Consider the following 26,753-nt stretch of genomic DNA (forward strand, 5'->3'; position numbering starts at 1 on the left):
GGTGCCGACCGCGAATTCGGGAGTGTCCCATGGCTGTCTGGTTGCTCGCTGCGGTGGCGGCTCTCGCCCTCATCGGCCTCGCGGTGGTCGTCCGCGGTGACCGGCAGCGGCGGGCCGTGCTCGCCCACACCGCCGAGGTCCTGGAGCAGGCAGCGGGCGGCGACCTCGCCGTCCGTGCCGAGGAACGCGGCCGCGGCGAGGCCGCGCGGGTGACCGCCGCGGTCAACGGTGTGCTGGACGCGTTCTCCGGGGTGGTCCGCGAGGCGGGCGCCGAGACGACGCGGCTGTCGACCGCCGCGGTGCGGCTGGGCGACCTGGTCAACGAGCTGGTCTCCGGGGCGCAGAATTCGGTGCAGGCGTCCGGCAGCATCCTGCGTGCCTCGCAGGAGGTGTCGGAGAACATCTCGACGCTCGCGTCCGGCTCCGAGGAGATGGGCGCCAGCATCCAGGAGATCTCCCGTAGCGCCTCCGAGGCCGTGACGGTCGCCGCCGCCGCGATGGCGGCCCAGGCCGACGCCAGCCGCATCATGACCAAGCTCGGCGAGTCGTCCGCGCAGATCGGCGACGTGGTCCAGGTCATCACCTCGATCGCGGAGCAGACCAACCTGCTGGCGCTGAACGCCACCATCGAGGCGGCCCGTGCCGGGGAGATGGGTAAGGGCTTCGCGGTCGTGGCCAGCGAGGTCAAGGACCTGGCCCAGGAGACCGCGAAGGCCACCGAGGACATCACCGCGCGGGTGGGCACCATCCAGGCCGACACGTCCGGCGTGGTCTCCTCGATCACCGAGATCGGTGAGGTCATCGACCGGGTCAACGGGTACCAGACGACCATCGCCAGCGCCGTGGAGCAGCAGCACGCCACCGCCGGGATGATGACCGAGAGCATCGTCGCGGCCAGCGCCCGCGCCGGCGAGATCGCCGACGCCATGGCCGTCATCGCGCAGACGCGGTCGACCGCGACGACGACGATGGAGGAGACCGGCGTGGTCGCTCAGGAGCTCAAGTCAGCGGGTGTGGCGCTGCAGTCGGCGGTCGGCCGCTACCGCCTCTGACCTCGTACACCGAGACCCGGTCCCGGCCGTCGACCCTCGCGGGTCTGCGGCCGGGACTTTGCTTTTGCCGGTTCGGCAAGGCACGTTGGCGAATCGGCTCCGGCGGCGCACGCTGCCGTGGTGAGTGAACAGCAGATGTGGGACGACAGGTACGCCGGAAGCGACCGCGTGTGGAGCGGCCGCCCGAACGACGCGCTGGTGCCTGAGGTCGCCGACGTGACCCCCGGCACCGCCCTGGACCTGGGCTGCGGTGAGGGCGGGGACGCGATCTGGTTGGCCGGGCGCGGATGGCGGGTGACCGCGGTGGACATCTCCCCGGTGGCGCTGGCCAGGGCGGCGGCGCACGCCGCGGCGGCCGGGGTGGCCGACCGCGTCACGTTCGAGCACCGCGACCTGGCCGCCGGGCTACCGGACGGGACCTACGACCTGGTGTCGGCGCAGTTCCTGCACTCCCACGGCGACCTGCCCCGGGAACGGATCCTGCGGGACGCCGCCGCCCGGGTCGCCCCCGGCGGACTGCTGCTGGTCGAGGGGCACGCGGACCCGGCCCCCTGGGCCGACCGTCACGACCACGGTGACCTGCGCCTGCCCACGCCCGCCGAGGTGCTGGCCGATCTTCGGCTGGCCCCGGACGAGTGGGAGGTCCTGCGGTGCGCGGAACACGACCGGGTGCAGGACGGCCCGGACGGGCGTCCGGTGACCCGCACCGACTCAACCGTGAAAGTCCGCCGCCGCCCACCGACGGACTGATGTCTCTGCGCGGCGCCACCACCCGCGCCCCGCTTCGGGCTATTCCGGTTGCCGCCCCGTCGCCGGGTCGCAGATAGTGCTGACGTGCTGATTCGACGCGAAACTGCCGCTGACGCTGCGGCCGTGCACGAGGTGACGGCGCGCGCGTTCGCCAGGACCGGACAGGCGGGACGGGTTCCGGCCGAGGCGTCACTGGTCGACGAGCTGCGGGCCGATCCCGGGTGGATACCGGCCCTGTCGCTGGTCGCGGTCGATGCGGGCGGTGCGGTCGTCGGCCATGTGGTGGCCACCCGCGCCCGCGTGGGCTCGGCACCGGCGTTGGGTCTGGGGCCGCTGAGCGTGCATCCCGACCACCAGCGGCGCGGCGTCGGCAGCGCCCTGATGCACGCGGTACTCGGCGCCGCGGACGCCCTCGACGAGCCGGTGGTCGTGCTCCTCGGCGACCCCGCGTACTACGGACGGTTCGGGTTCGTGCCCGCCACCGACCACGGCATCGTGGCGCCGGTCGACGAGTGGGAGCCGTACTTCCAGGTGCGGACGCTGACCGCGCACGACCCGCTGGTGCGGGGCGGTTTCGCGTACGCGGAGCCGTTCGCGCGGGTGTGATCCCTGGCGGACCGGCGGCCGCCGGGAGACGATCCCCTCCCGGCGGCCGGCCGGTTCAGTGCTGCGAGGCCTCGAAACGTACCCGTCGGCGGCGTACCAGCACGAGCGCGAGGGCGCCGGCGGCGAGGGCCAGCAGGCCGGCAACCGCCGTGGCGACCATCGACGGACCGGTCAGCGGCAGCCCGCCACCGGACCCGCCGGACCCGCCGGCCGCGTGGACCGCCGTGGCCGGTGCGGTGTTCTCGGGCGATGACGCAGCGCCGCCCGCGGGAGCGCCGGTGCCCGGACCCGTCGCAGCGCCGGTTCCGGTTCCCTGACCACTGCCAGTGCCAGTGCCAGTGCCGGTTCCCTGGCCAGGGCCATTGCCGGCTGCTGGGCCGGTGCCCGCGCCGGTATCGGTCCCGGAGCCGGTCCCCGTGCCCTTGCCGGGCTCGGCGGGTACCTGGCCCGATGAGCCCGGATTCTCCGGCACGAACCCCATGATCACCCGGTGTTCCAACTCGTAGCTGCTGACCGAGACGTGCGCCCGGCCCTCGTCGCGCGCGAACCGGTGCCCGGACGGGGCGGTGAACGTCACGTCGTACCGTCCGGCGGGGACGTCGGTGAACCTGGCCGTGCCGTCCTGCCCGGTCCGGCCACTCTGGTACACCGCGCCGGTGTAGTGCCCCCGCACGGTGAACTCCACGTCCGGCAGCGCGGGCCCGTCGGTGCGGACGACACCCTGCTGGGCGAGGACGGACTTCACGATCAGGATGCCCTTCGACGGCCCGGGCACGGGCGCGTGGGCGATGGCGGCGTTGTTGCTCCGGTCCCGGTCGGCGGTGGTGTCGCCGCCGGGGCCGAAGAAGAAGTACGCCTCCACGTCGCCCCAGGTGGCGGCGTACCGCGAGATCTTCCCCTCGATGCGGAAGGTCTTCGGCTCGCCGGGTGCGAGGTCGAATGGCGCCGGGTTGAACTTGCCGGCGGGTACCTCGATGCCCTGCCACGCGGCGGGCGAGGTGGTCTTCACCTTGGTCGCCTTGACGGTGCCCACGTTGGTGACGGTGACCGTGATGGTCGCGTCGTCGCCCACCGCGTAGGTGTCCTTGTCGAAGGTCGCGGTCACCGCGACGTCCGGATTGTCGGCGGGGGCGGCCACTGCGGGGGCCGCTAGAGCCGGAGCGGCCGTGAAAGCAAGCGCCGCCGTGAGGCCCAGCGCCGCCGCGGCCGCCAGGGCCGGTGCGCCGATGCGGCGCCGCGTTGAGTGTGTGATCGTCTCCATAGCGGGGCCGACCCTAGCGGTAGAGATCAACCCATGCAAAGCTGCCGATGCGCCCGCGTGTCGGCCGTCTCAGTGCGGGCCCACCCCGGTGACCCGGATCGCGGCCGCGCCGGCGGCGTCGCTGGCCTCGAGGTCCACCTCGGCGTCGATGCCCCAGTCGTGGTCGCCGTCGGGATCGTCGAAGACCTGCCGGACGCGCCACGTCTGCGTTCCGGCGTCGATGTGCAGCAGCGCCGGTCCGCGCGCGGCAGGCCCGGTACCGATCTCGTCGTATTCGGCGAAGTACCCGTCCAGCGCCTCGGCCCAACTTTCCGCGCTCCAGCCGGACTCGCCGTCCAGCTCGCCCAGTTCGGCGTGGCGGCGCAGCGCGGCCAGCTCGACCCGGCGGAACAGGGCATTGCGTACCAGCACCCGGAACGCGCGGGTGTTGCGGGTGACCGCGGGCGGCTTGTCGTCGAGGCGTGCCTCGACCGGCTCGGCGCCGGGGTTGCGCAGCCGTTCCCACTCGTCGAGCAGGCTGGAGTCGACCTGGCGGACCAGTTCGCCGAGCCACTCGATGAGGTCGGTGAGTTCTTCGGTACGGGCGTCCTCGGGCACGGTCTGCCGCAACGCCCGGTACGCGTCGGCCAGGTAGCGCAGCACGAGCCCCTCGGAGCGCGCCAGCCCGTAGAAGCCGACGTACTCGGTGAAGGTCATCGCCCGCTCGTACATGTCGCGGACGACGCTCTTGGGGCGCAGCTCGTGGTCGGCCACCCACGGGTGCCCGCGCCGGTACGTCTCGTACGCGGCCTCCAGCAGTTCCCGCAGCGGTTGCGGGTGGGTGACCTCCTCGAGCAGCTCCATGCGCTGCTCGTACTCGATGCCCTCGGCCTTCATCGCGTTGACCGCCTCGCCGCGGGCCCGTTGCCGTTGCGCGGAGAGCACCTGGCGCGGGTCCTCCAGGGTGGACTCGATGACGCTGACCACGTCGAGCGGGTAGTCGGGCGACTCGCGGTCCAGCAGTTCCAGGCTGGCCAGCGCGAACGGTGACAGCGCCTGGTTGAGCGCGAAGTCGAGCTGCAGGTCGTCGACGAGCCGGAGGGTGCCGTCGGCGCGTTCGATGACGCCGCCGGCCAGTAGCGCCCGGGCGATGGCGACGGCGCGCCGGATGTGGCGGCGCTGCGCGGCGGGTTCCTCGTGGTTGTCGGTGAGCAGGTGCCGCATCGCGGCGAACGGGTCACCGCCGCGGGCCAGCACGTTGAGCAGCATCGCGTGGCTGACCAGGAACGACGAGGTGAGCGGTTCGGGGTCGGCGGCGACGAGCCGGTCGAAGGTGGGCTGCCCCCAGCCGATGGTGCCCTCGGGCGGCTTCTTGCGGACGACCTTGCGCCGTTTCTTCGGGTCGTCGCCCGCCTTCGCGAGGGCCCGTTCGTTGTCGATGACGTGCTCGGGGGCCTGCACGATCACGGTGCCGACGGTGTCGAACCCGGCCCGCCCGGCGCGCCCGGCGATCTGGTGGAACTCGCGGGCCTTGAGCAGCCGGGTCTTCACACCGTCGTATTTGGACAGGCCGGTGAACAGCACCGTACGGATCGGTACGTTGATGCCGACCCCGAGGGTGTCCGTGCCGCAGATGACCTTGAGGAGCCCGGCCTGGGCGAGGGTCTCCACGAGCCGCCGGTACTTGGGCAGCATACCGGCGTGGTGCACGCCGATGCCGTGGCGCACCAGCCGGCTGAGCGTACGCCCGAACCCGGCGGTGAACCGGAAGTTGCCGATGGCCGCGGCGATGGCGTCCTTCTCGGCGCGGGTGCACATGTTGATGCTCATCAGCGACTGGGCCCGTTCCAGCGCGGCGGCCTGCGTGAAGTGCACGATGTACACCGGTGACTGCCGGGTGCTCAGCAGCTCCTCGATGGTCTCGTGCATCGGCGTCATCGCGTACGAGAAGAGCAGCGGCACCGGCCGCTCGGCGTTGCTGACCACCGCGGTGGCGCGGCCGGTGCGCCGGGTCAGGTCGTCGACGAAGCGGGTGACGTCGCCGAGGGTGGCGGACATGAGCAGGAACTGGGCCTGCGGCAGTTCGATGAGCGGCACCTGCCAGGCCCAGCCGCGGTCCGGTTCGGCGTAGAAGTGGAACTCGTCCATGACGACCTGGCCGACGTCGGCGCCGGAGCCCTCGCGCAGCGCCAGGTTGGCCAGTACCTCGGCGGTGCAGCAGATGATCGGGGCGTCGGCGTTGACGCTGGCGTCGCCGGTGAGCATCCCGACGTGCTTGGCGCCGAAGATCGCGCAGAGGGCGAAGAACTTCTCGCTGACCAGCGCCTTGATCGGCGCGGTGTAGAAGGTGGTGCGGCCGTCGGCCAGCGCGGCGAAGTGCGCGCCGGTGGCGACCAGGCTCTTGCCGGAGCCGGTGGGGGTGTTGAGGATGACGTTGGACCCGGTGGCGATCTCGATGAGCGCCTCTTCCTGATGCGGGTAGAGCGTCAGGCCCTGCCCGTTCACCCAGTCGCCGAAGGCGGTGAAGACGGAGTCGGGGTCGGCGGTGCCGGGCAGGCGGTCGGTCAGCGTCATGATTGCGTCAGCCTATCGAGGCCCGGCCGGGCACATTGACCTGGACAGGTCGGCCCGAACCGGCGCGAGCCCCGGACCGGACAACGCCGTGGCCGGGCCCGACGGGCCCGGCCACGGCGGTAGGGGTCACTTTCCGGACTTGCCCTTCGCGCTCGTCGTCGTGGCAGCGGCGGTCGGGGTGGCGGCCGCGGTGGTCGGGGGCGGCGTTTCCCGCATGATCCGGCCACGGGTGCCGGCTTCGACGGACTGGGTGGAGTGCGAGCTGGGCTTGTCGTCGAACGCGGCGATGATCGGGCCGGCGGCGGTGGCCGCCAAGCCGATCGTCGCCGCGACGACGGCGAGGGTGGACGCGATCCGCACGCGCATGGGGGGAGCTCCTTGGGTGTCGGGGGGACCTTGCAGGTTTCAGATTCGGTGCGGTGGGTTGCGGACCGGTGCGGCCTCGGGTGCGGAACGGTTGCAGACCTCAGCGGAACGGTTGCAGTCCTCAAGTACGGCCCGGAGCGGCCGTTAACATCCACCCACCGCGATCGGGCGATTACAGCGGGCTATCGCGGCCAGGTGGCGAGGCGGTCCCGGACGGTGCGCACGTCGTCGGCGCTCAGGCCGTACACGGCGAACCGGGCATCGTCGAGCCGGTCGAGGTAGCGGCCCGCGGCCGCGATGTCCGTGTCCTCCAGTGCCGGGTCGGCGGTGTGTGCCAGGGCGAGTACCCGATCGAGCGGGTAGCGGCCCAGGGCGCCGGCGACGTCGATGTAGTCGCGTACCTCGCGCCGGTTGACCAGGGCGGCGACCTTGGTGGCGACGAGGTCGTCGAGGTGCATGACCGGTCCCAGGTCCATGACCACGGGGGCGTGCCGGCGGTCCAGCCGGCACAGGGTCAGCCGCAGCGCCCCGCCGTGCCCGGTGACCGTGAATTCGCGCAGGTCGGCGTCCATGCCGGCGAACAGCTCGTCGGTGGTCTCCCAATGCACCGTGTATCCGGCGGCCGTGAGCGCGGCGCAGACCTCGCCGGCCGCGGCCGCGACCGCGCCGTCGGTGTCCGTGAACAGGTCGATGTCCTCGGTGGGGCGCTGCACGAGGCCGGTGAGCAGCCATGCCACGCCGCCGCCCAGGACGAAGCCGTGCTTGTCGGCGACGGCCAGGGCGACCCGTGCGACGTCGGCGTAGACGCCGTCGACCGGCACGTCAGCGGGCGGCCGCGGCGGCCCGGCGCAATGCCGGGTGGCGGGCCTCCCAGGCGGCGCGTACGCCGCGGGGCAGGTTCAGCTCGGGCCACAGGCGCAGGAGGGTGGGTCCGTGCAGATGGCGGCGCAGCTCGTCGACGCGGACGGCCTCGCGCAGCACGTTCTCGTACAGCCAGAGGCGCATGGTGGGCTGGTCGAGGTCGAAGGTTCGGTGCGGGTTCCACCACAGCCGCAGCGGCAGTTCGACGAGGCCGTGCTCCGGCCCGGTCAGTTCGCGCAGGGTGCCGGCCACGAGGACCGGGCGGTGGGGCCGGGCCAGATGGGCGACGGGGGTGTCGCGCGCGGTGGCGGGCATGTGGCCAGGGTAGACCGTCTCCCGGCCGAACGGACAATTCCTAGAATCCTAGGATGCCGTACCGGGTGTGTGCCGGGTCGCCCGAACGAACCCGGGTGGCCCCGGAGAACCGGGACCACCCGAACAGGCGCCGCCGTCCGGCGCGCCACCCCGGGGGAGAGGCGGGCGCCGGACGGCGGACATTCAGCGCCGGACCGTCACCTTGATCCGGGCCGTCTCGGTGGAGGTGCCGACGGCGTTGAGTGCCGCCGCGCTGATCCAGTAGCTGCGGCCGCCCTTCACGCTCAGGGTGCAGCTGCGTACGGTGGCCCTCGTGGTGCACTGCACCGCCATGGCGCTGCCGGTGCGGGCGTTGTACGCCCGTACCCGATAGCCGGTCACCTGCGTGCCGCCGTTGGAGGCCGACACCCCCCAGCTGACCTCGGCCTTCTTCCTGCCGCCGGACACACGCACCGTGCGGGGTGCGCTCGCCGTCGTCCACGGCGTGCCCTTGACCCGGACCTCGTTCGAGGGGCCCTGTCCGGCGCTGTTGGTGGCGGTGACGCTGAGGTAGTACGGCACCCCCTTGGCCAGGTTCCTGAGCACGCACCGGGACTCGTCGCTGTCGACCGTGCAGGTGGAGACCGGCTCGCCGCCGGTCGCGGCCCGGTAGGCGCGTGCGGTGTAGCTGGTCACCGGCGCGCCGTGGTCGGTCTCCGGCTCGTTCCACAGGGCGGTCAGGCTGCCACGGCCCGTCGCGACGCGCACGTTGGTCGGCGCCGACGGCCTGCTCGGTGCCGATGCCGCGACCTCGTACCGTTCGTCCGGGGACGGGCCCTCGCCGAGGGCGTTGCTCGCGCTGACCGAGAGGTAGTAGGTCTGGTCCTCGGTGAGGCCCTCGATGGCGCACGACATTGCGTCGTCGCCGCCGTCGCCGTCCTCGGGGCCGTCGCCGTCCTCGCTCGCCGCGCCGCCGTCACCGTCGGGGTTGTCGCCGTCGGTGGCGTTCGGGTCGAGGGCGCAGCGGCCCGCGACGGTGCCGCCCTCCGGCTCCGTGAAGGCGCGCACGGTGTAGGCGGTCACCGGGGAGCCGCCGTCATCCTCGGGCTCACTCCAGGATGCGGTGATCGTGCCGGGTTCCGTGGCGGCATGGACGTCCTGCGGGGCCTCCGGCGTGCTCAGCCCTTCGGCGCCGCTGGGCCGCGGGTAGATCGACAGGTACGGCGAGCCGTAGTCGAGTGAGTCCGTGCTCAGTTCGACGCCGCCGTCGCGGGGCGTGACGGTGATCGGCAGGCTGGTCTGGCCGTTGGTGTCGACCAGATCGAAGCCGGTCTCGACGGCCTCGGCCGCCGTGGTGTCGCGGCTGGTGAACCAGCCTTCCGGCAGCCACACGTGCAGCGAGCCCCGGACGGGGCGACCGTCGGCGTCGAGGTGCGGGTTGTACAGCATCCCGTGCAGCCCGATGTGGGGTTCCTGGGCCCAGGCCGCGAACTCCATTCCCGCCGGCGGGATCTGCGCGTCGGTGGTGATGTACGCGCCGTCGCCGACCGCGCCGCCGTTGCCGAGCGCGTCGGCGTCGGAGGTGGTGCCGGAGAAGTGGGGTCCGCTGGCCTCGGGGTCGGCCATCTCGTCTGGGTCACCCCAGAGGTCGCCGCTGACCCAGTCGGTGTGTATCGCCTTGCCGGTGATGACGAGCATGTAGCTGCCCTGGACCTCGACGGTGGTGACGCGCAGGTCGTCGGCGGTGGCGTTGGTGAAGCGGGGCACCCACGACCCGGTGCGTACGACCAGGGCGAGTCGTCCGTTCGCGACGTCCTCGGGCTGGTCGGCCCAGCCGTCCACCGACCAGCGCAGCCTGCCGCCGTCGTCGGGCTGGGCGGTGGCGGTCAGGCCGACCTCGTCCAGTGACGTCGTCTCGTCCCCGACGGTGATCGTGGCGTCGGAGATGCAGTAGGTGGCGTCGTCGTCGGCGCACACGGGCCATGCCCCGGTCGGCCAGGCGTCGGCGGCGGCGGCCGGCGCCGCGGGCAGCAGCGCGGCGGCGAGCAGGCCGGCGGCGGCGCCGGCCAGAATGCGGGTCGGTGTGTTCGTACGTCGCGGCATGGTGCCCCCGGGGTTGGAGCCGGATGGTCCGGTTCGGTTCCGGAACTGATCGGTGGCCGGGGGCGGATCTTGACCTGTTTTTGAGCTGTTCTTCAGATGGTCTTCAGTCGTCCGCGTTGGCGGCTGCGTCACAGGCACACCCGCGTCCGGCAGGGGCCGGCTCGGCGCTGGTAGTTTGGTGCGCAGCCGGCACCACCCACGCGGGAGAGACCGACGGGCCGTTCACACGGTCCCGGCGGCGCCGAAGGGGCAAATCCTCCCCGGAACCTCTCAGGCAAAAGGACCGCGGGGGCAGGCGCTCTGGAGTGCCCCTCGGGGTGCGACAGAGGGGGAGGTTGCTTCGTCGACCTTCTCTGCAGCAGGAGCCCGCCATGACGTTCGCAGCCCGCCACATCGGTCCGGATCCGGACGAGCAGGACCAGATGCTCAAGGCCATCGGGTACGGCTCGATGGAGCAGCTGATGGACGCCGCGATTCCCGAGGTGATCCGCTGGCACGGGCGGCTGGCGCTGCCCGAGGCGGCCTCCGAGGAGGAGACGATCGCCGAGCTGCGCGCGATCGCGGCCCGCAACACGGTGGCCACCTCGATGATCGGTCTGGGCTACTACGGCACCTTCACCCCGGCGGTGATCCGCCGCAACGTGCTGGAGAACCCGGCCTGGTACACGGCGTACACGCCGTATCAGCCGGAGATCAGTCAGGGCCGGCTGGAGGCGCTGCTGAACTTCCAGACGATGGTCACGGACCTGACCGGGCTGACCACGGCGAACGCGTCGATGCTCGATGAGGGCACCGCGGCCGCGGAGGCGATGACGCTGGCCCGCCGCGCGTCCAAGAGCAGCAGCGATGTGTACGTGGTGGACGCGGACACGCTGCCCCAGACGCTGTCGGTGCTGCGTACCCGCGCGGAGCCGCTGGGCATCGAGGTGCGGCTGGTGGACCTGGACGCCGGTGACGCGCTGCCGGAGGAGTTCTTCGGCCTGCACCTGCAGTACCCGGGTGCCTCCGGTGCGGTGCGTGACCACGCGGCGCTGGTGGCGGCGGCCCACGCGGGTGGCGCGCTGGTGACGGTGGCGGCGGATCTGCTGGCGTTGACGCTGCTGCGGGCGCCCGGCGAGATCGGTGCGGACATCGCGGCGGGTACGACGCAGCGGTTCGGGGTGCCGCTGGCGTTCGGCGGCCCGCATGCGGGCTATCTGGCGGTGCGTGCCGGTCTGGAGCGTTCGTTGCCGGGCCGGCTGGTCGGGGTGTCGAGGGACGCGGACGGCGCGCCCGCGTACCGGCTGGCGTTGCAGACGCGGGAGCAGCACATCCGGCGGGAGAAGGCGACCAGCAACATCTGTACGGCGCAGGTGCTGCTGGCCGTGATGGCCAGCATGTACGCGGTGTACCACGGCCCTGACGGGTTGCGGGCGATCGCCCGGCGTACCCATGAGCGGGCGGCGGCGATCGCGGCCGGGCTGGACGCGGCCGGGGTGCGGGTGGCGCACGCGGAGTTCTTCGACACGGTGACCGCGGTGGTGCCGGGCCGCGCGGACGCGGTGGTGTCGGCGGCCGCGGCGGCGGGTGTGGATCTGTGGCGGGTGGACGCGGACCGGGTGTCGGTGGCGTGTGACGAGACGACGACCGCGGCGCACGTGGCGGCGGTGCTGACGGCGTTCGGCGCGGCGCCGGTCGAGGTGGCTTCCGCGGCGATCCCGGCGTCGTTGCGGCGCGAGAGTGACTTCCTGACGCATCCGGTGTTCCGTACGCATCATTCGGAGACGGGGATGCTGCGCTACCTGCGCCGCCTGTCGGACCGTGACTACGCGCTGGACCGGGGCATGATCCCGCTGGGGTCGTGCACGATGAAGCTGAACGCGACGACAGAGATGGAGCCGGTGACCTGGCCCGAGTTCGCGGACATCCACCCGTTCGCGCCGCGCTCGCAGACCGCGGGGTACGAGGCGCTCGTGGCGCAGCTGGAGGGCTGGCTGGCGGAGCTGACCGGCTACGACGCGGTGAGTGTGCAGCCGAACGCGGGTTCGCAGGGTGAGCTGGCGGGGCTGCTGGCGATCCGCGGCTATCACCGGCAGCGGGGCGAGGCGCACCGGGACGTGTGCCTGATCCCGTCGAGTGCGCACGGCACGAACGCGGCCAGCGCGGTGATGGCGGGCATGCGGGTGGCGGTGGTGGCGTGTGACGCGGACGGCAATGTGGACGCCGCCGACCTGGACCGCAAGATCGCGGCGCACCGCGACGACCTGGCGGCGATCATGGTGACGTACCCGTCGACGCACGGGGTGTACGAGACGGGGATCGCGGATCTGTGCGCGAAGGTGCACGACGCGGGCGGTCAGGTGTACGTCGACGGGGCGAACCTGAACGCGCTGGTCGGTGTCGCGAAGCCGGGCCGGTTCGGGGCGGACGTGTCGCATCTGAACCTGCACAAGACGTTCTGCATCCCGCACGGCGGCGGCGGTCCGGGTGTGGGCCCGGTGGCGGTGCGCGCGCATCTGGCGGAGTTCCTGCCCGGTGATCCGCTGTCGGCGTCGGGGGAGCACGCGGTGTCGGCGGCGGCGCACGGTTCGGCGGGGATCCTGCCGATCTCGTGGGCGTATCTGCGGATGATGGGCCCGGACGGGCTGGCCGCGGCGACCGCGGTGGCGGTGTTGTCGGCGAACTATGTGGCGGCCCGGCTGCGGAAGCACTACCCGGTGCTGTACGCGGGCAACGACGGCCTGGTGGCGCACGAGTGCATCCTGGATCTGCGGCCGTTGACGAAGGCGACCGGGATCAGCGTGGACGACGTGGCGAAGCGGCTGATCGACTACGGGTTCCACGCGCCGACGATGTCGTTCCCGGTGGCGGGCACGTTGATGGTCGAGCCGACCGAGAGCGAGGACCTGGCGGAGCTGGACCGGTTCTGCACGGCGATGATCGCGATCCGGGAGGAGATCGACGCGGTGGCGGCGGGCCGGTGGCCGCGTGACGACAATCCGCTGGTGAACGCGCCGCACACCGCGTCGTCGGTGTCGGCGGACGAGTGGTCGCACGCGTATCCGCGGTCGGTGGCGGCGTACCCGGACGGGGTGGACCGGACGGCGAAGTACTGGGCGCCGGTGCGGCGCATCGACGGCGCGTACGGGGATCGGAATCTGGTGTGCGCGTGTCCGCCGCCGGAGGCGTTCGAGGACTGAGGTGTCCCGGGGGCGGTGGGCCGACGGCTCGCCGCCCCCGCGCGGGTCGGTGGTGCGCTCGCGGGGGGTCGGTGGCCGTGCTGGGCGGCGCGGGGGTGCGGGGTAGCCACGTTCCGGGGTGTGTCGCCGAAACCGTCTCGGCGATTACGCTCTGTAGCGGCGCGGGTGCGCGCCGGGGGGTGCCGCGGTCAGGCGGCGAGGGCGTGCCGGGCGGGTCCCCGGTGCGGTTCGATCATGGTGCCGTCGGGCAGGATCTCGCCCGTGTCCTCGAAGAGGATCACGCCGTTGCAGAGCAGGCTCCAGCCTTGCTCGCAGAAGGTGGCAACGATCCGTGCGGCGTCTCGATCGACGGCGTCAGCGGACGGGCAGGGGGGTTGGTGCTGGCACATCGAAGGTTCTCCGGTCGGTGCTGTGTGATGATTCACAAGGACGGTGAGGAAGATTACCTCAATCCGAACGAGGACGGATCGAGGAAGTGACGGCGTCGCATTGACAGATTCCTCGGTACCCATGGTCCGCGAAAGTGAGTTTCCCGACCACTTTCCGACACCTCCGGTCCTGTCGCCGCCGGGCGCTCCGGCGCGTTGCCGGGGCCGTCACCGTCCGTCACATTTTTTCGGCTGGTATCTCGGTGACGGCGGTGACCCTGCCGAGCTTCTTACCGGCTTCCTTATCGATAACGGACTGCCCGTGCGAGACGTTCACCTGCCCGCGCGGAGTGCGCATCCGGACGCAACGGGCACTCCGTGCGGCGCGGCCGTGTACGTGTCGGCGGCCGCCGGCGCGGTGATGGCCGGGGGACCGGCCGGGGCACCCACCCCGGTGCCGGGCATCCCGGACGTCGTGGCGGTGCTCTACACCCACGGTCCCGCGCCGGCGCCGCCCGCGGGTGGGGCGTTCTCGCTGGGCGCCTGGGCGGAGAGCTGGTCGCGCGACGAGCATGCGGCGGCCGTGGCGGGGGTGCGGGCGGCGATCGCCCGCGGCGACGTGTACCAGGTCAATCTCGTCGGGCACGCCAGCGCCCCGTACACGGGGGATCCGGCGGCGGCGCTGGCCCGGGTCGCGTCCCTGCCGGGGGCCCGGTACGGGGGAGTGCTGGCGGGCGACGGCTGGGCGATCGCGACCGCGTCGCCGGAGACGCTGGTGCAGGTGCGCGACGGCCGGGTGATCACCCGGCCGATCAAGGGCACCCGCCCGGCGACCCCGGCCGGGCGGCGGGAGCTGCTGGACTCGGCGAAGGAACGCGCCGAGCACGTGATGATCGTCGACCTGGAACGCAACGACCTGGCCCGGCTGCCCGGCGTGGGCCCGGTGCGGGTGGACGAGTTGTTCGCGGTGCGCCGCTGGTGCGGGTTGTGGCAGGCCGAGTCGGTGGTGTCGGCGCCGCTGACCGGCGGGCTGGGCCTGGCGGACCTGTTGCGGGCGGTGTGCCCGGGCGGGTCGGTGACCGGGGCGCCGAAGCTGGCCGCGCTGGCGCAGATCGCCGGGTTCGAGCCGGTCGGACGGGGCGTGAGCATGGGCGCGCTCGGCTGGGTCGGCCCTGGCTACGTGGATCTGGGTCTGAGCATCCGTACGGTCGCGGTCGACGGCTCCCGGGTGCACGCGTGGGCCGGTGGCGGCATCACCTGGGGCAGCGACCCGGTCGCGGAGGTGGACGAGGCCGCCGCGAAGGCCGCCCCGATCCGCGCGGCCCTGGCCGGCTGAGGTCCGGCCGGCTGATGTTCCGTTCGAGGAGAGACGCATGACGGTACGTCCCATCCGCCGCTACGGCGACCCGGTGCTGCGCCTGCCCGCGCAGCCCGTGACCGTGTTCGACCGGGAGCTGGACGCCCTGGTCACCGACCTGGAGGACACGGTGCGTGAGCCGGGCCGGGCCGGGGTGGCCGCGCCGCAGATCGGGGTGAGCCTGCGGGTGTTCTCGTTCCACGTCGGCGGCCGGGTCGGTCATCTGGTGAATCCGGTGCTGTCGGAGCTGTCGGGCCTCAGCGAGGACGAGGAGGCCTGCCTGTCGCTGCCCGGCCTGGGTTTCGCGACCCGCCGGGCGGCGACGGTGACCGCGCGCGGCGTGGACCGGCACGGCGAGCCGGTGACGATTCACGGCGCGGGCCTGCTGGCGCGGGCGTTGCAGCACGAGACCGACCATCTCGACGGGCGGCTGTATCTGGACACGCTGACCGGTGACATCCGCCGCCGGGCCCTGCGCGAGCTGCGCCGCACGTTCCCGGCGCGTCGCTAGCTGCGGCCGTACCCAGAAAGTACTTGCCTTCAAGGAAAGTAGAAAGTACTTTCCTTGAAGGAAACATTATGCCTCTGGGGAGGGTGTCATGAGCGACGAAACGATCACGGCCGAGCAGGCCCGCACCGCCCTGGCCGCTGCTGCCGCCAGCCGGCGCCGCCTGCTCGCCCGGAGCGGTCCCTGGTCCCTGACGTCGGTGGTCGCCGCGATCCCGACGCTCATGGTGATGTCGGCGTTCCAGGACCGCACCGGTCCGAGCGGCTGGTGGTACGTCGCCATCCTCGGCGCGACCGCGTCGTCCGTCGCCGGTCTCGTGCTCGACCGGCGACGGCCCGTCCAGCTGCGGTGGAACGCCGCCGGCCCGGCCGGGTGGCTGCTCCTGCTCGTGGTGATCGCCGCCCTGTACGGAACGTGGTTCGCGGCGGCGGCGCTGCTGCAGGCGCTGAACGTGCCGCTGGCGCACACCGTGGCGGGGGTGATCGGGGTGGCCGTGCTGCTGGGGATCCGCGGGGCCACCAACCGCGCGTTCCGGTGGCTGGCCGTACGACGGGATGTCGCATGAGTGTTCTCCCGCTCGACCCGGTCCTGTCCGCGACGACCCGCCTGTCGATCGTCGCGGTGCTGGCCGCCGCCGAGGAGGTCGACTTCGCGACCGTGCGCGACGCCGTCGAGTTGTCCGACTCCGCCCTGTCGAAGCAGGCGTCCGCGCTGGAGGCCGCCGGGTACGTCGCGGTACGCAAGGGCTACGTCGGCAAGCGGCCCCGGACCTGGCTGCGGCTCACCCCCGAGGGCCGGGCCGCCCTGCGCAAGTACGTCGCGACGCTGAACTCCATCGTCGCGGAGGCGGACCGGGCGCCGGACCGGGACGGTTAGACGGTGCTCATGACGCGAGAGCGGGCGACGGTCAGGCTCTGGGTGCCGCCCTGGGTGAGCAGCACCCGGTCCGCGTTCACGGCGAAGATGTAGCGGGTGCGGGGCCGCAGGCCGGTGACCGTCGCCGTGACCGTGTAGCAGCCGCGGTGCGGGGCGACCATGGCCCACGGCACCTGCGGCTGCGGCCCGTCCACGAGGTCCTGGGAGATCGCCGTGGCCCGGTAGTCGACGACGGAGTCGTCACCGGGGTGGTACCAGGTGACCACCGCGGACGTGGTGCCCGGGTGCACCTCGGCGACGGAGATCGCCCCCGGCCGGTGCGCGCCGACGCAGGGCGAGGGCACGGTCTGCATGACGGCCGTCGGAGTCGGCGAGCCGGAGAGCGTCGGCACGGCGGCGCCGGAGGCCGCGGGCGTGTGCGGCGCCGTCGGTGTCGGTGTCGCCGCCGCCGACGGGGTGGCCCCGGCCGCCACGACGATCCAGCTCTGCCCGGTCGGCGTGGCAGTGGGGCCCGGCGCGGCGGCGGTGGGCGAGGCGTGGGCGCATCCGCTCAGGGCGAGCGGAAGAACGGCGCAGAGCATGACCGTACGGCGGATCACCGCGGTTCCCCTTCCCGTGGACCAGTGGGCTTGGCGAAACCATCGGCCGGCGGTCGCCTCCTGCTGAGGGGGGTGCGCGGGTGCGCTAGGAAGGTCATCGTGGGAGATCGATCGTTGGGACGTGCGGGCCGGGCGATGGCCGTCGCGACCGTGGCGTCCCGCGCCGCCGGATTCGTCCGGATTCTCGTGCTGACCGCGGCGCTGGGCCTGGGCAGCCGCCTGCTCGACAGCTACAACGTGGCGAACACCCTGCCCAACGCGGTCTTCGAGGTGGTCGCGGGCGGGGTGCTGGCCAGCGTCGTGGTGCCGATGCTGGCCAGGGCCGCGGCGACCGACGACGACGCGGGGGTCGGCTACGCACAGCGGCTGCTGTCGCTGACCGTGTACGCGCTGACCGCCCTCACCCTGCTCGCCCTGGTCGCCGCGCCGTGGCTGGTCCGGATCTACGGTCCCGGCTTCACCGCCGCGCAGCGGGAGCTGGCGGTGGCGTTCAGCCGCTTCTTCCTGCCGCAGATCCTCTTCTACGGCGTCAGCGCCACCGCCGGCGCGGTGCTCACCGTGCGGGGGCGCTTCGCCGCGCCGATGTGGGCGCCGCTGGCCAACAGCCTGGTGGTGATCGCGGTCGGGCTGGGCTACCTCGCGGCCGGGGGAACCACCCGCGTGGGTGAGCTGACCACCGGTGAGCTGACCCTGCTCGGGCTCGGCACCAGCGCCGGGGTACTGGCGCAGACGGCGGTCGTGGTGTGGTCGTTGTCGCGCAGCGGCTTCCCGGTCCGGCTGCGGGCCGATCCGCGCGGTGTCGCCCTGCGGCGCATCGCCCGCGTCGGCGGGTGGGCGCTGCTGTCGGTCGGCGCCGCCCAGGTGCTGCTGGCGGTGGCCACCCGGGTGGCGTCGCGCGGCGGGCCGGGCGGCCTGAGCGCGTACCAGCACGCGTTCACGGTGTTCCAGGTGCCGTTCGCGGTCGTCGCGGTGTCGGTGATGACCGCGCTGATGCCCCGGCTGAGCCGCAGCGCGGCGCGCCGTGACCATGAGCAGGTCATCGGTGACCTGTCGCTGGCCGCGCGGATCGCGGTGGTGGCCGTGGCGCCGGTCGCGGTGGCGTTGATGCTGCTGGGCCCGCAGATCGCGGTGCTGCTGTTCGCCCACGGCCGCAGCGCGGCGCCGACGGTGGCCCTGCTGGGCGCGGTCCTGGCGGCGTTCGGGGTCGCGCTGGTGCCGTTCACCGGGTACATGGTGCTGCAGCGGGGCTTCTACGCGTTGCAGGACACCAGGACCCCGGCGCTGATCACCGCGGGAACCTCCGCGGCGGGGGTGGCGGGATGCCTGGTCGCGGCGGGGCTGCTGCCCCCGGAGCGGGTCGTGATCGGGGTGCCGGTCGCGTACGCGGTCGCCTACACCCTCGGCCTGGCCGCGACGGCGCTGGCGTTGCGCGCCCGGCTGGGCCGCCTCGACGGCCACCGGCTGGTGCGGACGCATCTGCGGGTGCTGGTCGCGGCGGGTGCGGGGGCGGGCTGTGCGCTGGTGGCCAGCCGGGAGTTGGCGCCGGTGGTGGCGCCCGGCTGGCTGGGCGCGCTGGTCACGGTGGTGGTGGCCGGTGCGGCCGGTGCCGTCGGTTACGCCGGTGCCGCCCGGATGGTGCGCCTGTCGGAGCTGCGGCGCCTGGTCCTGCTGCGCTGACCGGCGCCGCTCAGCCGCGTGCGCTCACCGGTACGCCCTGGTGGGCGGCCATGGCGAGGATCTGCTCGCGTTCGCCCGGGGCGAGCGTGCCGGTGGGCAGCGGCAGGAAGCCGGCCGTGGACAGCGAGAAGATCAGCTGGCCGGGCAGTTCCTCGACGCTCTTCACCAGGGACCAGGCGTAGCCGATCCTGGTGAGCGGGTTGTCGCGCTGCACACCCCAGTCGGTGAGGGTGAAGGTGCCGTCGGCGCCGAAGATCCGCCAGCAGCGGTTCACCGCCCGGCCGACCAGCCAGGGTGGCACCCCGAACACGGCCAGGAGGCCGAGGACGATCCCCGGCACGCCGGACAGCCCGGACGTGAGCAGGTCGACCAGGGAGATCACGACAAGCAGCAGCCCGAGGATGCGGAACATCCACAGGACACCCGTGGACTTGTGGCGGACGGCGGCGGCGATGAGCCGGCGGTCGGGCGGCGGCGAGGTCACGATCAGCACGAGGCCGCACCCTACCGGGGACGGGCCCCGCGGTGTGCCCGCGTCAGAGCACCACGACGTGCGGGTGCGGGTGGCGCAGGAAGTCGTGGTGGGAGATGTCCCAGCCGTACGCGCCGGTGCGCGCGAACACCAGCACGTCGCCGATCCGCAGCCGGGACACCGGGTGGCCGCGGGCCAGCACGTCGCGGGGGGTGCACAGCTCACCGACCGCGTCGACGGCGACGTCGCGGACCTCGGGCCGCGCCCACCCGTACGGCCAGTCGTCGACGGGCAGCACCGCGAACGGGTGGCTGTAGCCCCACGCCGCGGGCAGCCGGAAGTGGTGGGTGCCGCCGCGCAGCACCGCGAACCACCGGCCGTGGGTGTGCTTGAGGTCGAGCACCTCGGCGGCGTACCAGCCCGCGTCGGCGGCCAGGATCCGGCCCGGTTCGACGATCAGGTCCAGGCCGGTGAGGTCGAGCCCGGCGAGCCCGGCGCCCAGCGCCGGAAGGTCCATCGTGGCCTGCCCGGTGTAGTCGACGCCGAGGCCGCCGCCGACGTTGACCACCCGCAGGTCGACGCCGTGCGCGGCGGCACGGGCGCGGGACCAGGCCAGCGCGTCGGCGACGAACGCGGCGTGCGCACCCGCGTCCAGGTTGTTGGAGACGGCGTGCAGGTGGAAGCCGTGCACCCGGACCGCGGGCAGGGTGGCGGCCAGCGCCAGCACGCCGGGCAGGTCGCGTTCGTCGACACCGAACGGGGTGGCCGTGCCGGTCATCGCGTGGCTGCCCGGCAGCGCGGCGCCCGCCCGGTTGACCCGTACCGTGATGCCGGCGACCAGGCATGCCGCCCGCGCCGCCGCATCGAGACGGCGCAGCTCGTGTCCGCTCTCGACGTTGACCTGCGCGCCCGCGGCCAGGGCGGCGGCCAGCTCGGCGTCGGTCTTGGCCGGGCCGCCGAACACGATCCGGCGGGCGCCCGTGGCCACCGCCAGGGCCAGTTCGCCGCCGCTGGCCACCTCCAGGCCGTCGCAGGCCGCGCCCAGGGCCTCCACGAGCGCGGGATGGCCGTTGGCCTTCACCGCGTACAGCAGGGTCGCTGCCGGGGGCAGGGCGGCGCGGACCGCGGCGGCGCGCTCGCGGGCCGCCGCGGTGTCGTAGACGTACGCGCACACCGGCCGCGGCAGGTCCCGCAGCGCGGCGGCGACCCGCTCAGGCGTGCGCATGCAGCGGATTCGATACGGGCACGTAGGCGTCGCCGTCACCGTGCAGCCGCATCCGGACCAGGGCCTTGTGGGCCATCGTCGGCGCGGTGAACGCGGCGTGGTCGGCGCGGGCGACCCCGCCGCGGGTGTCGCCGAGCCCGGCGTACGTGTCGTCCACGACGGCGCGGACCTCCCGCCACGCGGCGTCCTCATCCAGCCCGTGCGCCGCACCGAGCCGGATGATCAGCTCACCGAGGTGGGCCTGCAGCGCGGTGTAGCCGAGTTTGGCGCGCAACACGTCGGCCTCGCCGGTGGCGACCACCGAACCCGGCCACAGCGTGACGGTGTGCCCGGCCGCCGCGAGCCGCCCCGGATGCAGCCGCAGCCCGGCGAAGTCGCGCACGGCCAGCCGGTGCGGCCGGCCGTCCACGAAGGTGGGCAGGCAGTTCTGCAGGTGCGCCTCCAGGGCCGCGCCGCGGGCCGTCAGCCGCAGCAGCGGCGGCAGCAGCAGCCGCGCGTACGCCGACAGCCAGCCGCGCGGCCCCAGCCCGGACGCGGTGACCAACCCGGACACCAGCTGCGGCAGCGCACCGCCGGGCACGGCCTGCTCGCCGGGGGCGAGCCGGCCGGTGAGCCCGTCGCGCAGGATCGCCGACACGTCCCGCCCGCTGCCCGCCGGCACGGCGGCGCCCGCGGTCTCGGCCATCAGCAGCAGCCGGTGGCCGTCCGGGTCGTCGGTCAGCATCGCGGCCAGCAGCCGGGCGATCGCCGGGCCGTTGCGGGTGCTGGCCACGCTGATGCTGCGGCGCGTCGAGGTGACCTGGATGTCCAGGGACACCTTGGCGTAGTGGCGGCGTCCGTCGGCGGCGGGCGGCAGCAGCAGGGTGCGCAACGCCGCGGTGGGTGCCGCGGGCAGCTCCGCGTCGAGGATGCGTACGGCGCCCGCGCGCAGCAGGTCGCCGTGGCGCTCGGGCAGCACGGTGTCGCGTTGCCACGGGTGCACCGGCTGCAGCCGGTACCCCGGCGGCGCGGCCGGCAGCTGCGGATAGGCCCCGGCCAGCGCCGCGCCGAGGTCGTCGCCGGAGTGCGCGTCGGCGCGTACGGCCACGAACCCCACCGTGGTGTGCCCGGCCTCCAGGTCGTGGGCCAGCACGTCGGTGGTGTCCCAGCCGAGCCGGGTACGCCCGCACGGGTGCAGGTTGTGGCCCGCCACGGCGAGGCGTTCCAGGCGCAGCGCGGCGGCGTCCGGGTCGTCGCCGGTCACCGGGTGTGCCCCGGCGCGGGCCTCGGCGATGGCGAGGTTGACCACGGCGTTGCGCAGTTCCGCGGCGAAACCGGCGGCGTTGCCGGGCAGCCCGGCGGGGAGCAGGTCGGCCGGGTCGGCGGCGCCCGCGTGGTCGTACTCGACGCGGCCGAACCCGTGGCGGCGCCCGCCGCCGGCGTCCGCGGCGAGGCCCTCACGGACGAGGGCGCCGCGCAGCCGCCGCCCGACCGTGTCGGCGGCGCCCGGCAGCGCCGCCAGGAACCCGTCGACCAGCTCGGGCGCGTGCACGGCCAGCGCGGCCTCGGCGTGCGCGGCCGCCGCGGCCAGCCGCGCCCCCGCCAGGCTCCGGGTCATGCGGTCCCTCCCGGCCCTTGCTGCGCTGCGGTGCGGTCGGTCATGCGGTGCCTGCGGGCATGCCCTCCCGGCCCTTGCTGCGCTGCGGTGCGGTCGGTCATGCCGTGGCCGCCAGGGGGTTGGGCAGGTAGGCCCACCGGTCGGTCAGCGGGTCGGTGGCCAGCCGCATCGCGGTGGTGGCCTTGACCGGCAGCGGGTCCCGCACCAGCCGGTCGGCGTCGGCGGTGCCGGCGGCCCGGAACGCGGCGCCCAGCACCGCCCACAGCCGGTCGGGTTCCGCGCCGTGGTGGCGGGCCAGCCCGGCGACCAGCTCCCCGAGGACCGTTCCCAGGGCGGCGGCCAGCTTGGTACGCAGCACGGCGTCGTCGTCGGTGGGCAGGTCGCCCTGCAGGGGCGGGCAGTCGCACCCGGCAGCCCGCACCCGGCGCGCGCTGACCCGGATCCCGCCCAGGTCGCGGTACACGATCCGGGCCGGGCGCCCGGCGTGCAGGACCACCAGGGTGTTCTGCCCGTGCGCCTCCAGCGCGACGCCGCGGTCCAGCACCGTCAGCAGCGGCGCCACCAGCACCCTGGCCAGGTCGGCCAGCCACGTGTACGGGCCCGCGCCGTGGTCGCGGACCGCCTCGGTGAACAGGGGCCGCCCGTCGGCGGGTGAGGCCGCGGACAGGGCGGCCAGCGGCACCACCGTCTCGCCGGGCGCGACGTGCGGGGCGCGGCGGCGCAGGTAGGACAGCCGCCGGTCGGGTGCGCCGTCGACGAGGGCGGCACCGGCGGCAGTTTCGGCCAGGACGGTCAGCGGCAGGTCCCGGGTGAGTTCCGCCAGCAGGGTCGACAGTGGCGGCCCGTTGTGCACCGCGGCGGGGGAGACCGTGCGGACCGCGGAGGTCATCTGTACGTCGACGGCGGTCTTGACGTGGTCGCCGCCGCCGAGCGGGGCGAGGGTGCGCAGCGACATCAGCGGGCGCGCGGGGGCGGTGTCGCCGTCGTCGGTCAGCCACGGGTGTTCGGCCAGCAGGCGCCGCGCCTGCCAGGGGTGGGCGTACAGGATCGGCGGGGCGTTGCCGTGCCACCGGTCGGGGGGTACCCGCAGGCGGCGCAGCCGCACCACCGGCCGGTGCTCCGGCGCGTACGCGAGGACGTCGGCGGTGCTCAGCCCGGCGCGGGTGCGGCAGCACGGGTGCAGGGGGTGCCCGTCGGTGACGGCCTGTTCGAGGTGGCCGAGGCCGTCGGCGTCGCCGGCGGCGGCCTTGAGTGCCGGGGTGCCGCCGTGCGGGGCGGGCCGGTCGGCGCGGGCCAGCGCGAGATTGGCGACGCTGTCGTCCAGTTCGGCGGCGAGCCGGTCGCCGCCGGGCAGGTCCAGGCTGCGCAGCAGAGCTGCGGGGTCGGTGTGGGCGGCGGTGCCGACGTGGACGGTGAGCCCGGCCGGTGCGTCCGCGAACGGCGCCGCGTGGGCGGCGGGTGCGCGCACCACGCGGCCGTCGTCGAGGCACCACCGCAGGTCTGCGGGATCCGCAGGGGTGGGCCGCACGCCGGGCAGGGATTCGCGGTCGAGGGCGCCGATCAGTCGGGCCAGGACGGCGGCGCGGGCGGCGGGCAGTGCCGCGTCGTAGGCGGTGAGCAGGTCGGGGCGCAGCACGGTGAGCGAGTCGCGGGTGTGCGCCGGGTCGGTGGTGGGCCGGTCGGTCGGCTGAGGCACCCGCCCATTCTCCCGGCAGGGGTCCACCGCGCGTGCGGCGCACCCCTGCCGGGAGTGTGGTGGGGGTCAGTAGCGGTAGTGGCTGATCATCGCCTGCAGGTCGGAGCCCATCCGGGCGAGTTCCCCGGTGGCGCGCTTGGCCTCGGCGATGCCGTCGGCGACGCCCTGCGCGGCTTGGGACACCCCGGCGAGGTTGGCGGCGATCTCACCGGAACCGGTGGCCGCGTCGGACACGCTGCGGTTGATCTCGCTGGTGGTGGCGGTCTGCTCCTCGACCGCGCTGGCGATGATCGTCTGGTACTCGTTGATCTTGTCGATGACCTGGGTGATCTCGGCGATGGCGGAGACCGCCCCCTGGGTGTCGGTCTGGATGGCGTTGATCCGCAGGGAGATGTCCTCGGTGGCCTTCGCGGTCTCCTGCGCGAGGTCCTTGACCTCGCCGGCGACCACCGCGAAGCCCTTGCCGGCGTCACCGGCCCGGGCGGCCTCGATGGTGGCGTTGAGGGCCAGCAGGTTGGTCTGCTCCGCGATCGAGGTGATCACCTTGATGACGTTGCCGATCTCCTGCGACGACTCGCCGAGCCGCGTGATGCTGTGGTTGGTCGCCTCGGCCAGTTGCACCGCGTTGGTGCCGACCTGGGCGGCCTCGTTGGCGTTCTCGGCGATCTCCCGGATCGACATGCCCATCTCCTCGGACGCGGCGGCGACGCTCTGCACGTGGCCGGCGACGTCGTCGGCGGCGTGGTTGACCACGCCGACCTGGAGGCTGGCCTGCTCGGCGTTGTTGGCCACCAGCTCGCCGGTCGCCGACAGTTCCTGGGAGGCCGAGGCCAGCGCGTCGACGCTGTCGGCGACGCCGCGCACGAGCATGAGCTTGCTGGCCAGTTCCTCGTTGAGCGTCTCGGCCAGGGCGGACAGTTCCCGGGTGCCGGCCGGGGTGAGCCGGAAGCTCAGGTCGTCGGGGTCGCGGGCGCGCAGCGCGTCGTTGTAGGCGACGATGACGCGGCCGACCTTCGACTGCAGCAGGTACAGCACGCCGCCGATGGCCAGGGGCAGCAGCACGGCGAGGGCGATGAGCAGCCCGACCGACATGCCGGTCTGGGTGGTGGCCCCGGCGACGGCTCGCGCCGAACGCTGGTTGAGGACCGTCTGGAACTTCTCGATCGGTCCGGTGATCACCGCCTTGTTGGCGGCGTAGGTGTCGTCGAACATGATCGTACGGGCGGTGTCGCGCTTGGCGGCCGGGCTCAGGGCCTGGTCGGCGGGGCTGAGCGTGGTCTCGGCGATCGCGGGCGGCATGCCGGACGCGGCCGTGCCGGCGGCCTCCAGCACCAGCCGCTGGGACCGGGACTCGGTCTTGACCAGCGCGTCGGAGTTCGCCTTTGCCTGGTCGATGAGCGCGATCTCGTCGGCGGTGGCGCCGAGCTCCTTGAGCTGGCCGACGACCTTGTCACGGGTCTTGGTGATCGTGATCTCGGTCCAGTAGTTGTTCAGGTGCGTGCGGTCGGCGGTGGCCGCGTACAGGCGGCCCTCGTTGGTGAGGTAGTCGGAGGCGCCCTGGAGTTGCAGGCCGAGTGCCTTGAACCGGGCCTGCCGTTCGAAGGCCCGCTTCTCGGCGCTGACCGCCGAGGTGACCAGCGTGACGGCGAGGACCAGCAGGCCGGTGATCACCACCAGGGTGCCGATGGCGGCTTTGGTGATGGTGGCCTGTCGCAGATCCCGGGGACGAGAGGGGGACATGAGCTGGGAGCCCTTCGCTTCGGCGCGCCCGCCGGGGCCGGCGAGTTACCGGCTGTTCGGTCCCGGCGCGGCGGCCCCTGAGGACCTGCGTCCCGCCGTCCATTACTCGGGAACATCCTAGGACGCCCTACCGGATGTGCGTCCGCACATACCGCCCGGCACAGACCAGAAAACCCAAAAAGGAAGCAACGACCACCCCTCCTTGACTTGGCTCGGGGCCGGGGAGGAGCTGCCTGGACGGTCGGGTGGGTGCCGCCGTGCGGCGGGCGGTGGTGCTGGTGGGACGCGGGCGGCGAATTCGGCCGAATGTGGCGCGCGCCACGCCATTCCGCGGGCGTTGCCTGCTCCGAAACCTCATGGGCGGCTCGCGCGGGCCGACCGTGTGATTGTGCGGCGCGGGTGTGCCGCGCGGAGCGCTCGCGATCGGCTCTCTTGAGCCGGGCTTGAGCTTGCTTGAGCTGTGCTTGACCTGTGCAACCCGGCTGCAACCGACAGCGACCGTGTGCTGCACCCAGAGTCCCGAAAAGTTTCCCCTGTCAGCCGCTGAGCCGTCACGGCGACGGACCTGAGGGGAAACATGATGAGCGCAGCCACCACGACGAAGACCGTCACCCGCGAGCAGGAACTTCTGATCCGCGAGAACATGCCGCTGGTCGGTCACATGGTCCGCGAGATGCTGTTCAAGGTTCCGGCCCACGTGCACCGTGACGATCTGGCGTCGGCCGGGTACGCCGCTCTGGTGACCGCCGCGCAGGCGTTCGACGCGAGCCGGGGCATCCCGTTCGGCCGGTTCGCGGCGGTGCGGGTCCGGGGGGCGCTGCTGGACGAGCTGCGCAGCATGGACTGGGCGAGCCGGTCGGTGCGGGCCCGGGCGCGGCGCGCGGATGTGGCGCGGCAGGAGCTGACCACGCAGCTGGGGCGTACGCCGAGCGCGACGGAGCTGGCCGAGCTGCTGGGTGTGGGCGTGAACGAGCTGGCCAACATCGAGGACGACGTGCAGCGGGCGGCGGTGCTGTCGCTGCAGGGCTTCGCGGCCGGTACGGCCGAGGACATGGTGACCGATGCGGCGCTGACGCCGGAGGAGATGCTGCTGCACCGGGAGCGTCTGGGCTACCTGCACGACGCGGTGTCGGTGCTGCCGGAGCGGCTGCGCTTCGTGGTGGAGTCGTCGTTCCTGCAGGAGCGGCCCCTGTCGGAGGTCGCGGCGGAGCTGGGCGTCACCGAGTCCCGGGTTTCGCAGCTGCGGACCGAGGCGCTGGCGCTGCTGCGCGACGGCCTGACCACGCACATGGAGCAGCAGGAGACCGCGGCGGCCAAGGACGGTTGCGTGGCGCGGCGCCGGGCGGCGTACGCGGCGCAGATCGCGGGGCGCAGCACGATGGCGACGCGCCTGGCGGTGACCGACGCGCAGGGCATGAAGGTGGCGGTGGCCGCCTGAGGGTGGTGCTTGTTCGGCGGTAGCGGCCGTCGCGTCCCGGGGTGGGGGCGCGACGGCCGCCGTCGTTTGTCCGGGGACATGTGGCTCTGAGTGAGTGTTTGAGAGTGGTGTCGGACGGCGTGTCTGACGCAGGTGGTCAGCTGGCTCGATGAGCTGGGTGTGGAGCGTGAGCGCA

At 73.5% G+C, this 26,753-nt stretch carries 23 protein-coding genes and 1 riboswitch; of the genes, 10 read left to right on the top strand and 13 right to left on the bottom strand.

All coding sequences use genetic code 11. The annotated features are described in order from the left end of the window. The first annotated feature begins 29 nt into the window (after nt 1-29). The 3 genes from ACMCNN_RS13955 to ACMCNN_RS13965 all read left to right on the top strand — a co-directional run bounded on the left by ACMCNN_RS13955 (nt 30) and on the right by ACMCNN_RS13965 (nt 2,408). Nucleotides 30-1,052, top strand: coding sequence for a methyl-accepting chemotaxis protein (locus ACMCNN_RS13955; RefSeq protein ID WP_412746621.1), 1,023 nt, complete (start codon nt 30-32; stop codon nt 1,050-1,052). 120 nt (nt 1,053-1,172) lie between these two features. Continuing rightward, nucleotides 1,173-1,802: an SAM-dependent methyltransferase gene (locus ACMCNN_RS13960; protein ID WP_412746622.1), complete on the top strand. Its 630-nt coding sequence runs from the start codon at nt 1,173-1,175 to the stop codon at nt 1,800-1,802. 48 nt (nt 1,803-1,850) lie between these two features. Beyond that, on the top strand, nt 1,851-2,408 hold the full coding sequence (locus tag ACMCNN_RS13965) for a GNAT family N-acetyltransferase (protein WP_412746623.1): 558 nt from the start codon (nt 1,851-1,853) through the stop codon (nt 2,406-2,408). Nucleotides 2,409-2,463: 55 nt separating this feature from the next. On the opposite strand, the gene ACMCNN_RS13970 is transcribed toward ACMCNN_RS13965, so the two are convergent. From ACMCNN_RS13970 to ACMCNN_RS13995, 6 genes are all read right to left on the bottom strand, one after another. Beyond that, nucleotides 2,464-3,669 (bottom strand): prealbumin-like fold domain-containing protein, encoded by a 1,206-nt coding sequence (locus tag ACMCNN_RS13970; RefSeq protein ID WP_412746624.1) that lies wholly within the window; start codon nt 3,667-3,669, stop codon nt 2,464-2,466. Between the two features lie 69 nt (nt 3,670-3,738). After that, nucleotides 3,739-6,222, bottom strand: coding sequence for a DEAD/DEAH box helicase (locus ACMCNN_RS13975; RefSeq protein WP_412746625.1), 2,484 nt, complete (start codon nt 6,220-6,222; stop codon nt 3,739-3,741). Between the two features lie 126 nt (nt 6,223-6,348). After that, the gene (locus ACMCNN_RS13980; protein ID WP_412746626.1) at nt 6,349-6,588 is read right to left on the bottom strand and encodes a hypothetical protein; all 240 of its coding nucleotides are present in this window, start codon (nt 6,586-6,588) and stop codon (nt 6,349-6,351) included. 182 nt (nt 6,589-6,770) lie between these two features. Then, entirely contained in the window at nt 6,771-7,409 is a 639-nt protein-coding gene (locus ACMCNN_RS13985; RefSeq protein ID WP_412746627.1) for a nucleotidyl transferase AbiEii/AbiGii toxin family protein, read from the bottom strand. Nucleotide 7,410: 1 nt separating this feature from the next. Further along, nucleotides 7,411-7,764 (bottom strand): hypothetical protein, encoded by a 354-nt coding sequence (locus ACMCNN_RS13990; RefSeq protein ID WP_412746628.1) that lies wholly within the window; start codon nt 7,762-7,764, stop codon nt 7,411-7,413. Nucleotides 7,765-7,947: 183 nt separating this feature from the next. Beyond that, complete coding sequence (locus ACMCNN_RS13995) at nt 7,948-9,846, bottom strand: fibronectin type III domain-containing protein (protein WP_412746629.1); 1,899 nt, start codon at nt 9,844-9,846, stop codon at nt 7,948-7,950. 191 nt (nt 9,847-10,037) lie between these two features. Then, nucleotides 10,038-10,142: riboswitch (glycine riboswitch) on the top strand. Between the two features lie 75 nt (nt 10,143-10,217). On the opposite strand from ACMCNN_RS13995, the gene gcvP reads away from it, so the two are divergent. Next, entirely contained in the window at nt 10,218-13,025 is a 2,808-nt protein-coding gene (gene gcvP / locus ACMCNN_RS14000; RefSeq protein WP_412746630.1) for an aminomethyl-transferring glycine dehydrogenase, read from the top strand. Nucleotides 13,026-13,213: 188 nt separating this feature from the next. Here the strand turns inward: gcvP and ACMCNN_RS14005 are convergent, their stop codons facing one another. Next, nucleotides 13,214-13,414, bottom strand: coding sequence for a DUF5999 family protein (locus ACMCNN_RS14005; RefSeq protein ID WP_130512629.1), 201 nt, complete (start codon nt 13,412-13,414; stop codon nt 13,214-13,216). A gap of 121 nt (nt 13,415-13,535) precedes the next feature. Here ACMCNN_RS14005 and ACMCNN_RS14010 point away from each other — a divergent pair, with 121 nt between their 5' ends. The 4 genes from ACMCNN_RS14010 (at nt 13,536) to ACMCNN_RS14025 (ending at nt 16,134) form a co-directional block, all read left to right on the top strand. Further along, nucleotides 13,536-14,729, top strand: a complete 1,194-nt coding sequence (locus ACMCNN_RS14010) for a chorismate-binding protein (protein WP_412746631.1) — start codon at nt 13,536-13,538, stop codon at nt 14,727-14,729. Nucleotides 14,730-14,766: 37 nt separating this feature from the next. Further along, nucleotides 14,767-15,261, top strand: coding sequence for a peptide deformylase (locus ACMCNN_RS14015; RefSeq protein WP_412746632.1), 495 nt, complete (start codon nt 14,767-14,769; stop codon nt 15,259-15,261). An 88-nt stretch (nt 15,262-15,349) separates the two neighbouring features. Continuing rightward, nucleotides 15,350-15,823, top strand: a complete 474-nt coding sequence (locus tag ACMCNN_RS14020) for a hypothetical protein (protein WP_412746633.1) — start codon at nt 15,350-15,352, stop codon at nt 15,821-15,823. After that, a complete protein-coding gene (locus ACMCNN_RS14025; protein WP_412746634.1) occupies nt 15,820-16,134 on the top strand; it encodes a winged helix-turn-helix domain-containing protein in 315 nt (104 codons plus the stop codon). Before ACMCNN_RS14020 ends, ACMCNN_RS14025 begins: the two co-directional genes overlap by 4 nt. Here ACMCNN_RS14025 and ACMCNN_RS14030 read toward each other — a convergent pair. Continuing rightward, nucleotides 16,131-16,733, bottom strand: coding sequence for a fibronectin type III domain-containing protein (locus ACMCNN_RS14030; RefSeq protein ID WP_412746635.1), 603 nt, complete (start codon nt 16,731-16,733; stop codon nt 16,131-16,133). The genes ACMCNN_RS14025 and ACMCNN_RS14030 overlap by 4 nt on opposite strands. A gap of 135 nt (nt 16,734-16,868) precedes the next feature. Between ACMCNN_RS14030 and murJ the strand changes: the two genes are divergently transcribed. Next, a complete protein-coding gene (gene murJ / locus ACMCNN_RS14035) occupies nt 16,869-18,410 on the top strand; it encodes a murein biosynthesis integral membrane protein MurJ (protein ID WP_412747167.1) in 1,542 nt (513 codons plus the stop codon). A 10-nt stretch (nt 18,411-18,420) separates the two neighbouring features. Here murJ and ACMCNN_RS14040 read toward each other — a convergent pair whose 3' ends face one another. The 5 genes from ACMCNN_RS14040 to ACMCNN_RS14060 form a co-directional block, all read right to left on the bottom strand. Beyond that, nucleotides 18,421-18,903: a hypothetical protein gene (locus ACMCNN_RS14040; RefSeq protein ID WP_412746636.1), complete on the bottom strand. Its 483-nt coding sequence runs from the start codon at nt 18,901-18,903 to the stop codon at nt 18,421-18,423. A gap of 43 nt (nt 18,904-18,946) precedes the next feature. Further along, entirely contained in the window at nt 18,947-20,107 is a 1,161-nt protein-coding gene (locus tag ACMCNN_RS14045; RefSeq protein ID WP_412746637.1) for a type III PLP-dependent enzyme, read from the bottom strand. Continuing rightward, nucleotides 20,094-21,704: an IucA/IucC family protein gene (locus ACMCNN_RS14050; RefSeq protein ID WP_412746638.1), complete on the bottom strand. Its 1,611-nt coding sequence runs from the start codon at nt 21,702-21,704 to the stop codon at nt 20,094-20,096. The genes ACMCNN_RS14045 and ACMCNN_RS14050 overlap by 14 nt, the downstream gene beginning before the upstream one ends. 97 nt (nt 21,705-21,801) lie before the next feature. Next, complete coding sequence (locus ACMCNN_RS14055; protein ID WP_412746639.1) at nt 21,802-23,400, bottom strand: IucA/IucC family protein; 1,599 nt, start codon at nt 23,398-23,400, stop codon at nt 21,802-21,804. A gap of 66 nt (nt 23,401-23,466) precedes the next feature. Beyond that, a complete protein-coding gene (locus ACMCNN_RS14060) occupies nt 23,467-25,140 on the bottom strand; it encodes a methyl-accepting chemotaxis protein (protein ID WP_412746640.1) in 1,674 nt (557 codons plus the stop codon). A gap of 580 nt (nt 25,141-25,720) precedes the next feature. Here ACMCNN_RS14060 and ACMCNN_RS14065 point away from each other — a divergent pair. Continuing rightward, nucleotides 25,721-26,578: a sigma-70 family RNA polymerase sigma factor gene (locus ACMCNN_RS14065; protein WP_412747168.1), complete on the top strand. Its 858-nt coding sequence runs from the start codon at nt 25,721-25,723 to the stop codon at nt 26,576-26,578. Nucleotides 26,579-26,753: the final 175 nt, after the last annotated feature.

The sequence above is a fragment of the Krasilnikovia sp. MM14-A1004 genome, from assembly GCF_047159485.1.
In the GTDB taxonomy this organism is placed as follows: domain Bacteria; phylum Actinomycetota; class Actinomycetes; order Mycobacteriales; family Micromonosporaceae; genus Actinoplanes.